This window comes from Haloferax mediterranei ATCC 33500 (assembly GCF_000306765.2).
Taxonomy (GTDB): domain Archaea; phylum Halobacteriota; class Halobacteria; order Halobacteriales; family Haloferacaceae; genus Haloferax; species Haloferax mediterranei.
The window spans coordinates 2,340,928-2,352,469 of record NC_017941.2 but is presented as its reverse complement, the minus strand read 5'-3'; the positions used below and the strand labels follow the sequence as shown (position 1 = coordinate 2,352,469).

General features: G+C 58.8%; 11 protein-coding genes. 2 read left to right on the top strand and 9 right to left on the bottom strand.

The genetic code is table 11. From position 1 onward, the window contains the following. Positions 1-68 precede the first annotated feature (68 nt). The 4 genes from HFX_RS12035 to HFX_RS12020 all read right to left on the bottom strand — a co-directional run bounded on the left by HFX_RS12035 (position 69) and on the right by HFX_RS12020 (position 4,872). Entirely contained in the window at positions 69-887 is an 819-nt protein-coding gene (locus tag HFX_RS12035; RefSeq protein WP_014732475.1) for a hypothetical protein, read from the bottom strand. 367 nt (positions 888-1,254) lie between these two features. Next, complete coding sequence (locus HFX_RS12030) at positions 1,255-2,637, bottom strand: uracil-xanthine permease family protein (RefSeq protein WP_004059706.1); 1,383 nt, start codon at positions 2,635-2,637, stop codon at positions 1,255-1,257. Positions 2,638-2,841: 204 nt separating this feature from the next. Continuing rightward, positions 2,842-3,387: a hypoxanthine/guanine phosphoribosyltransferase gene (gene hpt, locus HFX_RS12025; protein WP_004059707.1), complete on the bottom strand. Its 546-nt coding sequence runs from the start codon at positions 3,385-3,387 to the stop codon at positions 2,842-2,844. A 78-nt stretch (positions 3,388-3,465) separates the two neighbouring features. Continuing rightward, the gene (locus HFX_RS12020; protein WP_004059708.1) at positions 3,466-4,872 is read right to left on the bottom strand and encodes an FAD-binding oxidoreductase; all 1,407 of its coding nucleotides are present in this window, start codon (positions 4,870-4,872) and stop codon (positions 3,466-3,468) included. Between the two features lie 182 nt (positions 4,873-5,054). Between HFX_RS12020 and HFX_RS12015 the strand changes: the two genes are divergently transcribed. Both HFX_RS12015 and HFX_RS12010 read left to right on the top strand, forming a co-directional pair. Next, positions 5,055-5,960 (top strand): helix-turn-helix transcriptional regulator, encoded by a 906-nt coding sequence (locus tag HFX_RS12015; RefSeq protein WP_004059709.1) that lies wholly within the window; start codon positions 5,055-5,057, stop codon positions 5,958-5,960. A 113-nt stretch (positions 5,961-6,073) separates the two neighbouring features. Then, positions 6,074-6,271, top strand: a complete 198-nt coding sequence (locus HFX_RS12010) for a carboxymuconolactone decarboxylase family protein (protein ID WP_197034208.1) — start codon at positions 6,074-6,076, stop codon at positions 6,269-6,271. A gap of 8 nt (positions 6,272-6,279) precedes the next feature. Here HFX_RS12010 and HFX_RS12005 read toward each other — a convergent pair whose 3' ends face one another. From HFX_RS12005 to HFX_RS11985, 5 genes are all read right to left on the bottom strand, one after another. Next, positions 6,280-6,666, bottom strand: a complete 387-nt coding sequence (locus HFX_RS12005) for a winged helix-turn-helix transcriptional regulator (protein ID WP_004059711.1) — start codon at positions 6,664-6,666, stop codon at positions 6,280-6,282. Positions 6,667-6,869: 203 nt separating this feature from the next. Continuing rightward, positions 6,870-8,309 (bottom strand): pyridoxal phosphate-dependent decarboxylase family protein, encoded by a 1,440-nt coding sequence (locus tag HFX_RS12000; RefSeq protein ID WP_004059712.1) that lies wholly within the window; start codon positions 8,307-8,309, stop codon positions 6,870-6,872. A 54-nt stretch (positions 8,310-8,363) separates the two neighbouring features. After that, positions 8,364-9,317 (bottom strand): glutathione S-transferase family protein, encoded by a 954-nt coding sequence (locus HFX_RS11995; protein WP_004059713.1) that lies wholly within the window; start codon positions 9,315-9,317, stop codon positions 8,364-8,366. Between the two features lie 40 nt (positions 9,318-9,357). Further along, positions 9,358-9,762 carry a VOC family protein gene (locus tag HFX_RS11990; RefSeq protein WP_004059714.1) on the bottom strand — a complete coding sequence of 135 codons (405 nt, stop codon included), beginning with the start codon at positions 9,760-9,762 and terminating at the stop codon, positions 9,358-9,360. Between the two features lie 579 nt (positions 9,763-10,341). Beyond that, a complete protein-coding gene (locus tag HFX_RS11985; RefSeq protein ID WP_004059715.1) occupies positions 10,342-11,448 on the bottom strand; it encodes a hypothetical protein in 1,107 nt (368 codons plus the stop codon). Positions 11,449-11,542 lie beyond the last annotated feature (94 nt).

The following is an 11,542-nucleotide window of genomic DNA, read 5'->3' as shown; positions in this document are numbered from 1 at the left end:
TCTCCTCAGAGCGGATTGGAGCGGGTTGAGGAGTCGCTAGTAGCCCAGATACATCCGCGTAGACGACATCAGAGGACGATTACGCCGTCGGGGAGCAACTCCCGTTCGGTTCGCTTTGCTTCGTTCCCCTCGTCGACGAGCATCGGTTCAGTGGCTGGTTCCGAAAACCGGTTTGGGTCCGGTTCGACGCGCTGGAGCATCGACGAGAACACAGACCCCTTTTTCCCACCGGCAGTCACAATCCCGCCGTATTTACGCTCCTCAAAGGTCGATTCATCCGGACTCGGGAATTCTTCGCGGATTATCTGTGAGGTGGCTTTGATTTGCTTTGCCGCTTCCTTTTGCGAGTAGAGACTCTCGTTGTAGTACCGCTCGCCGTACTCGCCCTCGAGGTCTTCGGGCGAGTGCTCCGGAGACTCGTACAAAACGGACTCGGACGTGGTGTATCCACTACTTGTGAATCGGATGTTAACAGTGAGACAATCGGGATACCGCAGAATGATGGGAAAGAACATCATATCGGTGACGCTGATGCGCTGTTGCATTCGCCACAACCCCTCGAAGAAGTACGCGGTTATCGCACCGACTCGGTCGTTGCGCTCGCCGCGACTGTACGCCATCGCGATTTCTTCGTAGTCGTCTCCCGCAATGTGGCGACAGCGTCGTCTGTACGTTTCAGCAGCCCGTTCTGTTTCCTTCTCGTAGGCCTCGACCAACGGAATATCGGGGTCAGCAAGCATCTCCGCTGTCTGCTCTCGAGCGTCCGCGACGTTCATCATATCCTCGTGAACCATTCGCTCGGCGTCTTTATCTGGTAGCGGTATCCTGACCGCTTTTCGATACAACACCTTCGTATCTCCGTTGAATTTGACCCGCTGCTCACTCATCTAGGATTGGTTCAATGTGGTGGACAGAAATTAATTCATTGGTCGATTGACTGTTTTCTTGATGAACTGACAACTAATAGTGGGTGCTATTCGGAATCTAACAATTCATGGCAGATATATCTAAAAAACCACTGATATCCAGTATGGTCGTATGCTGACAACAACACTTCTCGGGATATGGAATAGCACAGAAGAGAGTAATTGTTTGTGGACTATTCTACTCGACTCACCCTTCTCTACTCTACCCACCCTTCTCTACTCTACCCACCCTTCTCTACTCTACCCACCCTTCTCTACTCTACCCACCCTTCTCTACCCTACTCGCTCACGGCTGACGCCGTTCGCTGAAGATAGGCGCTGTCGTGTATCAGTCGTCGGTGACCGTTGGTTGCTCCGGGGTGTCGGCGAGAGTGCCGTCGTCCGCTGTCTCGAACAGTGGACTCTGGTCACCCGGTGCGAACGTGTTGAGCACGAGCGCTGTCAGGGCGGTCACGATGACTGGTTGGCCGAAGAAGGTCTGAGCCGCTTGCGGAAGTCCATGCAACGCTTCGGGACGCGTGGCGATGCCTAGACCGAGACCGAGTGAGGCGGCGACGACGACCATGTTCCGGCGGTCGAGGTTCGTATGGAGGAAGATGAGGCGCACGCCGCTTGCGGCGACCATTCCGGCCATCAGGAGCACGGCCCCGCCGAAGACGGCACTCGGGATAGTGGTAACGGCGGCACCCACCTTCGGGCTGAGACCTAACACCGCGAGGATGACGCCGGCGACGCCGACGACGTGACGACTCATCACGCCGGTGAAGTTGACGATACCCACGTTCTGCGAGAACGACGTGACAGGGAACGCGCCGAAGATAGATGCGACCGAACTCAGCAGTCCGTCCGTCAGTAATCCACCACGGAACTCTTCGTCAGTCGGGTTTCGACCCTCTGCAGCCGTGATGCCGGACATGTCGCCGACAGTCTCCATCGCGGACACCAGAAAGAGGAAGGCAAACGTAACGATGGGAACCGGTTCGAACGAAAGCCCGAACGCACCGGGTTGGGGAATTGCGACCCACGCGGCACTGGTGACTGGCCCGAAGTCAACGACACCGAGCGGGATAGCGACAGCGTAGCCGACGGCAATACCAGCAAGCGTACTCAGAAGGCGCGTCGCTCCGTCCGTAAAGAGGTTGAGCGCGATAGCGACCCCGAGGACGAGCGCCGCGAGTCCGATGTTGTAGGCCGCACCGTAGTCGGCGGCACCCACGCCACCGGCTGAGTAGTCCATCCCGACGGGAACGAGATAGAGGCCGATGATAGCGACGACTAACCCCGTCACAAGCGGCGGGAAGAAGGGTTTGATGCGGTTGAACTGCCAGCCGATGAGTCCTTCGACGACGAATCCGGTGACGAGTATCGCGCCGAAAACCGCACTCAAGCCGTAGTCGATTCCGACTGTCGCCGCCGCGCCGACGAACGTGAAACTCGTCCCCATCACGATGGGGAGTCGCGACCCGACCGGACCGACGGTGTAGGCTTGCACTACGGTCGCCAGCCCGGAAAATAGGAGCACCATCTGAACGATGTACGCGGTATTGGCCGCGTCGAGTCCGACTTCACCCGCGACGATGAATGCGACCGCAGTCGCCGGTACAATCATCACCGCAACGTGCTGTATCCCCAATAGAATCGACTCCAGCCACGGTGGCCGGTCGTCGAGTTCGTACTCGAGGTCGATTTCCCCGCTTTTGTCGGCTGACATCTATACTCACCACGAACAGAGTGTCCTCAGATAATAGTTTCGCGTTCGAGCTCATTTTTGGCCTTCTAAGCACACGTTCAATACATATTCTTGTATACTTTCGCCCAACTGGGATTCCGACGTAGGTGGACAGACAACTAGCGTCGAACAAGCAGAAAACGGAAGCCGGGCAGAAAGCGGACGAACTGGCGACCTCGTCGTCAGTCAGTGAATCGTGACTTCGTCGCCGTCGACGGTGATGTCGATGAGACTCGTCGCCTCGTAGTCGGTGTCGTCGAGCGCTGTCTCGCCAACCTTCCGAATGGCGACGACGATATCGGAGATGTCCGCGCCGATGTCGTCGAGCGCGTCACAGATTGCCGCGAGCGTGCCGCCGGTCGAAAGCAGGTCGTCGACGATGAGCACGCGGTCGCCCTCTTCGACGTCGTTGATGTACATCTCCGATTCGGAGTAGCCGGTGGTCTGGTGGAGTGCGACTTCGCCATCGAGACCGTATTCGCGCTTGCGGATGACGACGAGGGGGATGTCCGTCTGCAGGGAGAGCGCGGTGGCGATGTGGATTCCCATCGCTTCCGGGGCGACGATTTTGTCCACGTCGAGGTCTGCTACGCGGGAAATTCCGATGACGACCTCCCGAAGGAGTTCGGGGTCGAGCATCGGGACGCCGTTGCTGATTGGGTGGACGAGATAGTGGTAGCCGTCTTTGTCGATGATGGGCGCTTCGTGCAGAGACTGCTCGAGTTGTTGCATAGAGTCCGTTTTACTAATCGGCGGAAAAGTGGTTCGCTCTGTGTGAGGGAACCGAGTGCGATGCCGACAGTGGTCGGTTCACACCTCCTCGGACGGCGCGATATTCTGATTTAGGTTGAACAGATTCGTCGGGTCGTACTCGTCTTTCAAGGCGACTAACCGTTCGTAGGCCGGACCGAATGTGGTCTGCATCATCTCGTCGCCCTCTTCGAGGAAGCCCGGGAAGTTCAGATACACCGAGCCGTCGGAGAACTGGCGCATGTCGTCGAGACAGTCGCGGACCCACTGAACGTTAGCCTCGTCGTGTTCAGCATCCTCCCAATTCGCCTCCACGCCGAGGAGGAACGGTGCGTGTCGACCGGCGAAGGCACTCTCTTCGATACCGATGTCCTCGATTGCGCCACCGAGTTGCCAGACGTCGACCGTCGAAAGCGGGGACGGTGCGGCTTCGGCCCAGTACTCGATTCGGTCGATGGCGGTTCTGGAAAGCCCGTCGAGGTAGAGCGATTTCCAGTAGTAGCGCATCCCGTCCGGATACTCCTCGTCGAGGAGTTGCTGGAATTCGGTGTAGGGCATAGTGCCGCTGAAGTCGGCAATCGGCTCTGCGAACTCTCGTAGGGGTGCGAGTTCGACTTCGCCGACGTCGGGGGGGCCGGCGTAACAGCCCATGATGGCGAACTTCTGTCTGTGAACGTCGGCACCCGAAAACAACTCCTCGTCCGGGAGTTCACCGGCGAAGACGAGGGAACTAATCTCTTCGGGGGCCGTCGCGACGAATCCGCGGTACGCTTGCAGCAACTCGGTCAACTTGTCCGCCGAGTAGAACACGAGACAGGTCGCGACCTCCGGACCGACAGGGTGGAGTTCGTATTCGAAGGCCGTGACAACCCCGAAGTTACCACCACCACCACGAAGTCCCCAGAATAATTCGGGGTTCTCATCCGCGCTCGCCCGCAGGAACTCGCCGTCGGCCGTGACGAGTTCGACCGAGCGGAGGTTGTCACAGCTGAGCCCGTATTTGCAGCGGAGATGGCCAATACCGCCGCCGAGGGTCAACCCGGCGATGCCAGTATCCGAAACGACCCCGCCCGGCGTCGCGAGTCCGAACTCCTGTGTTTCGTGGTCGAGGTCGGCCCACGTCGCACCGGATTGGACCCACGCAGTTTGGGCATCGGGGTCGACTTTGACGCCGGTCATTTCCGAGCAATCGATGACCAGTCCGTCGTCGCAGACTGCCGTTCCGGCGACGTTGTGGCCGCCGCCGCGAACCGATACGGGAATGTCGTTCTCGCGGGCGAAGTTCACTGACCTGATGACGTCCGCAACACCCGAACACTGTGCAATGAGGCCTGGATACTTGTCTATCATCCCGTTCCAGACGGCGCGGGCGTCGTCGTAGTCGGAGTCTCCGGGGCGAATGAGTGGTCCGTGAAGGTCTCCTTCGAACTGTTCGGCCAGTCTGTCGTCGAGCGCGTTCTGTGCCATGGAATAACAAACGTGTGCATGGCTGTTGGCCTCACCTATCGAGAAGCGTTCGGCGACGTGAGACTCGTTTCACGGTGTGAGATGAAGTGGTTGCTCGCAACCACAGTTGCCATTCATGCGGTAGGGTATCTATGGCCGTACAGTTACGACCCGCGACACCGTAGTTCACGAAGAAGGTATCCATGGGGACTCACGAAGACGAGACTGACTCCGGCGACGTGCTTCCCCCGCCGGGGTCACCGATACTGGAGGCGGTACTGGAGAACGCACGAAACCGGCAGTATCTCGGACAGCGACTGGACGCGACGGGCGACCGCATCGACACGGACCTCCTCGGCGACATCATTCGGCACGGCCCCGTACTCGAAGCGCTCCGACAGGAACCGCTCGACCGCGGTGAAATCGAAGACCGACTGGATGTTTCGCGGGCGACGAGCCATCGCTTGACGCAGTGGCTCGACGAGCGAGGCTTCGCCGAGAAGGTCGACAGCCGGTTCCAACTAACCGGCCGCGGTGAGGCCATCACCGACGAAGTGCTCCGGTTCGAGGCCAACATCCAGACTGTCCACCGACTGGCTCCGCTTTTGGACGTGATTTGCGAAGACCACCAGGAGTTCGTCGTCGAACCGTTCGTCGATGCGGCTGTGAGCGTCGCCGAACCGGACAATCCCTACCGCCCGGTCGAGCGCTTTATCTCTCTCGTCCGCGAGTCGGAGACCTTCCGCGGATTCAATACGACCCACATGGCCCCGCTCGTCCTCGGCGAGTTCCACGAGCACGTCTTCGAGGGGACCGAAACCGAGATTATCTACCTGCCGCACATCGTCGAGAAGTTGTTCGATACCTACCCGGAGAAGGCAACCGAAGCGGTCGAACGCGGGCACCTGACCCTCCGGACGCGCGAGGAGCTTCCGTACGGACTCGTGCTCTTCGACGACTGCGTCGGCATCGGCGGCTACGACGAATCGACGGGCATGATGGAGGTGTTCGTCGATACCGACTCACCCATCGCCCGCGAGTGGGCCGAGCGTGTGTATGCGTCGGTTCGAGCGGATTCTGAACTGCTTGATGAGGGGAGATTCGGGTAAAGCGTCTCTGCTCTGGATTATCGGGGTGGCCGCCTGACGTGGAGCTTTTCCGGTGAAGACGCTGGTTTCTTAGCCGTTCTCTCTGAGCGCGAACCGCCGGGACAGACGGCGAACTGTCAGCACAGACGAAGACACTCATCACGCTCGCACTCGATGCCGCCGATGGTAACACGACCGGCGTGAAAGATCTCGCTGCCGTCGCCCGTTCACAGGGCGTTTCCGAGCAGGAACTCGCCGAGACGGTGAAGGTTATCGCCAATCAAGGAGGCCTCGGAAAACTCGCAGTCGCTGCCCACGCCCTCAAGGAGTAACTCACACGTCATGCGTTTCTGTGGCATTCTTCGCCATTCTCACCCACCCACTCTGCATTCCATTCGTCGATTGCGTCGAACACTGGCTGGAGTGCTGCACCCTTCTCAGTCAGGCTGTAGTGGGTCTCGACGGGCGGCCCTTCCTCGACACGGCGGTCGACGATTGCGTCTTCCTCGAGCGATTCGAGCACCCGCGAGAGTGTGTACGAACTCGCCCCAGAGGCTCGTTTCAGCTCGTTAAATCGGTGGTCGCCATCGAACAGGTTATACAGAATCCGAAGCCGCCACTTGGTGCCGAACTGATCCAGCGATTGAACGCCCGAACATGCTTCCGGTGTGAGTTCCCGAACCTCTCGTAGGTTGTCATCGATCTCCTCGTCGGGTGCTGGGACCATATCGGCTATACGGCAGTCCCCCAATGTAAGCATTTGTCTTGGATTGCCTTGTGCCTCTCAGATACTGATGAGCGTACCGGCTGTACAGGTGATTTGCGCCTTTATCGTAATTGGTAGCGCGACTTCTATATTTAGATGAGGGTAAACTGGAATGACTGAACCGGGATGGGATACGTATCGCTCATGAAGTCATCTCCAGTAGGCTACGGTCGTTCAGCCTCTAGGAAGAGATCAATTCCGTCGAACAGTCGATCAAGCGTCGTTTTGTCTGTGAATGGGTTCAATAGGACGACTCGGAGCCACCGTGTGTCCCGATAGGTCGGTAGCGAGACAAAGACGTCCTGTCTGGAGAGCAGGTAGCGCTGGAGTCGTCCGTTGAGTGCATCTCGCTCGTCCGGTGGACACCAGTCCGGGGCGGCACGGAAACAGACGATGTTCATCTCTGGCTCGCTGGCCAGCTCCAGCGCATCCTGGTCAGCGACGCGGTCACGAATCACAGCCGCCAGGCGGTAGCTCTCGTCGATTAACTGTCCGAGTCCCTCCCGGCCGAGGTGCTGAAAGGTGAGCCAAAGTTTCAGAACCTCCGCCCGCCGGGTCCCTTGGACGCTCAGTTCACCGAGGTTCGGAATCGCATCGTCACCGCGCATATACGGCGCCCCAACCCGGAAGTCCTCCTGTAAGATGTCCAAATCAGCGAACAGAGCCATGGCGCACGTTTTCGCGACGTAACACCACTTCTGGGGGTTGAACGTCACGGAGTCGGCCCCCTCGATGCCATCCAGTCGGTCCCGTTCGGCTTCGGAGAAGACGAGCGCCCCGCCGTAGGCCGCGTCGACGTGGAACCACAGGTCATGTTCATCGACGACATCACGAACCGCCGGGAGCGGGTCGATGTTCCCAGTCGTGGTCGTGCCAGCGGTCGCGACGACACAGAAGGGCACGCGACCGTCTCGTTCGGCCTGTTCGACCGCCTGGTTCAGCGCGCTCGGCTTCATTCGAGAGTTCGCGTTCGTTTCGACGGCGACGACCGCGTCGGTCCCGAGCCCCAGCAGCATCGCGGCTTTCTGTAGGGAGGTGTGTGCAACGTCTGACGCGAACAGCACCGGCTCACCATCCAGTCCGGCGAGCCCATCGTCGTGAACATCGAATGCTTGGTTTCGAGCGACCGAGAGGGCATGTAGGTTCGCGAGTGACCCCCCGCTGGCGAGGACCCCACCGGCGTTGGGGCCGAGGCCGAACTCGCTGGCGATGGTCTCGGTCAACTGGACCTCGAGTTCCGAGAATACTGGCGACATCTCCACGCTCAACATATTGTTGTTGACCGCCGATGCGACGAGGTCACCCAGTACCGATACCGTCGTCGGCATCGTATCCATATGACCGATATATCCCGGATGCGCGGGGTTCATCGACCCAGCAGCGATGGTCTCGAGGTCGTCGAGAAGGTCGGTCTGGGACCGTGGTGATTCTGGAATCGTTCCCGTAGGGGCGGTCGACTCGTCAGGTAACGGCGACCGCTTTTCGGCCGCTCCGAGCTGCCCGAGGAGCTGATCGAGCACGTCCTCGGTGAGATCCCGGATGGCTTCGGCGTTAGCCCCACTCGGATCGATGAATCCTGTTTCGGGCGAGTTGGAACGATTCATATGGACCGCTTCTCTCCCCAGTGACTTCGAATACAGGGACTCATTGGGCCGATGTCATTTACTTACTGTTCGTTTGCGACTGTGAGAGGCCGTAAAATCGATATTCGGTCCGACCGGCACGAATCCGGTCGGATTGATATCCGTGTGACTCCGGTAGTAGTGCTTCTTGATGTGGTCGAGATTAACCGTCTCTGAGACGCCGTCGTGTTGGTAAATGTCGCGCGTGTATCCCCAGAGGTTGGGATAGTCGACGAGTCGTCGGATGTTACACTTGAAATGCGTGTAGTAGACCGGGTCGAACCGGACCAGCGCGGGGAACAGTCGAAGATCGGCGATGGTGAGTGAATCCCCGACGAGGAATCGCTGGTTATCGAGCACGTCCTCCCAGTAGTCGAGGGCGTCGAACATGGCCTCGACTGCTCTCTCGTAGGTGTCCTGCGACTGCGCGAAGCCGGCAGTATACACGCCTTTGAGAATCGGTTCGTACAGTTTCTCGACGACCGCGTCGATGCGGTCACGCTTGCCCGCCGGGTACAGGTCGTACTCGTCGGTGTGGTCAGCGAACGCCGTCGCGAGCATCTGCATGATCTCGATGGACTCGTTGTTGACGATAGTCCCGTCCTCTCGGTCCCAGAGGACTGGCGTGGTGACGCCGCCAGTATACTCCCGGTCGGCTGCTGTGTAGACTTCGTGGAGGAAGTCCGAATCGTGGATGGAATCCGGCGTACAGCCGGGTTTGTCAGGGGTGAACTGCCAGCCACCGGCCCCACGGTCGGGGTCGACGATGTCCATTGAGATGACGTCCTCAAGCCCGAGCAGTTTCCGGACGAGGGTAGCCCCGTGTGCCCATGGACAGGCGCGGGCGATGTACAGGTGATAGCGTCCCGATTCCGGGGGATATCGAGAGTCCGGGGAGACCCGCTCCCGGAATCCATCGTCACTTCGATTCTGGTCGTTCTCGGTCAATTCGTCAGTCGTCTTCCAGTGGCCGTCGATGAGGCGTCCCATATGTGCTGAATTGTAGTTGGTGGTCGTGTGCGTGCGTCGATTAGGCTGTTTCCACGACGGGTTCTTTGAGTTCGAGAAGATAGCCGAACGGATCTCGAACGTAGATTGCTGGGGCTTCACCAGTCGCACCGTAGGGCGTCCCTTCTCGCTCGATAATGACGCCGGCGTCCTCGAGTTCCTGCTTGACGTCTTTGATATCCTCGTTCAGAATGATTGCGAGGTGATCGAAGTTCTCGCGTTCAGGGTGGACGAACTCGTCGGTCGGTCTCACGTGGATAATCGTGTCTGGTGTCAGCCGGAAGTGGAAAATCGGTGTCTCACCCGCTTCGTACTCGTCGAATCCTTCGAGCGGGAACCCGAGGTGGCCCTGATAAAATTCGACTGCGTGCTCGATCTCGTCCTCCGGGATTCGGAGGTGAACGTGGTCAATTCGTAGTGCGTTCATCTTTCGTATTAGATATAGAAGGTCTGTCGAATATAGTTCAGGCAATCCGGGTCTGATCAGGTCACACTCGGCTAACCACCCCGAAAAGACGAGGAGCGAAACGGTTCCGCAGACGGCAAATGGCGAAAACGCCTACAGTATCCGTAATTCCCAGTACATCCATAAATGAATCCACTCACCTTGGAGAGCACAGAGCGCGGATGTTATCTCGTCATCTCGGTCAGTGTATGGAAATATGGTCGAATGGTCGCAGTCGAGACAGACATCATTCTCACACGGCGTGAGAACAATTGTGCGACACCATCGATTGATAATAATCATTCGGGCCTCCCTCGGCCCACTGAAATCCTATGAAAATCAACCACCGAACGACTATATAGTCAATATGCTACAAAACTCCCTGAAATTGGATTTCTTGGGTTTATTTGGTCTGAAACGGGACCAGAATGGTCGGCCTCGGCACTCATAGGGCTCCGCATCACCGAGTGCCTAGTTCGGTTCGGAACGGTGCCGTCGTCATCGGCCACCCGTATATCGCCCCGCAATCGAGTAATCACCATCGGTCTCAGCCGAGTTTAGTCACGCTTTCTCCAGCACCGAGACATCGATTTGTGGGTACTGCCTGCTCCCAGACAACGACCCTGCACCGGAAACGACACCCCATATTCGGACGCGCTCGGTATCGAGGAGCCGAAAGCCGATATCGTCGTCGAAAAACTGACCCACGGGCCAGCGGGCAACCACATCACCGCGAAGGCGGCCTTTCGAGTCCTCGACGGCAATCGTCGCAAATCGTATCTCACCTCGCTCCATCGTCTCTTCGACTCGGCCGGTGTACGTGACGGCCGTTCCGGTGTATGCCGCAGGGTCTTCCCGAAGCGTCTCGTATGGAATCGCTGTCGCGTTCGCGGGCTTGCTCGACGTAGTCGTGCGGTTGGGTTGCCTCGGGTCGTCGTAGAGCGGTTGGGGAGTCGGCACCGACCACTCGACCGTAGGGGTGTTAATCTCGGGGAGGTGGGATTCGACCCACGCCGCACGGCGCGAGATGGCCGCCCGAAGTTTCGGAGACCGTTGGACGATGTCCGATATCTTCTCGACAATCAGGTACGTCACGAGACCGCCGGTGACGTACGTGCCGGCCTTTTTCACGGCCTCGCGGCGGGATATCTTGTCATCGTCGTCTTCGCCGTCCTCCTCGTCGTCGGTTTCGTCGGTCGCAGTTTCGTCCGCCTCCCCGTCGGCGTCGACGGGGTCGCCCAACCAGTTCGTCGCGGTGGATTCGTCATCCTCATCGACGAGTTGGTGCACGAAGGACTCGACGCCGGTTTCGCGGACTTCGACGGCAATCGAAGGTGCGTCGAGCACGACGAGTCCGGGTTGGTACGCGTCGGCTTCGAGTCGGCCGTGGCCGACTGCAGCCACGTAGGGTTCGATATCTGCCCGATTGCAGGTCCTGACGAACGCGCTCGTCATGTCTGCAGTGATGGCTCTGGTCGACGTCACCCAGATACGAATCTCACGGTGCGCCCCTTCAGGTGTTTCGCCCTCGGCTTCGACGTTCACGTCCGGGCCGTGGAACCTGACCCGTGCCTCGTATCCTCGTGCCTCCCAAATTCGCTCGAAGATGGCCGCGAGTTCGACATCGGAGCGGTCTCCGATAATCGACCCGAGCGACGGCTCTTTCATTCATCCCGACGATGCCAGTCGCGACTGTTAGATGTTAGTACGCAGTTCTCGGAGTTGAGAACTTGCCAATCAATCCAGTGACAACGCCTCGAAT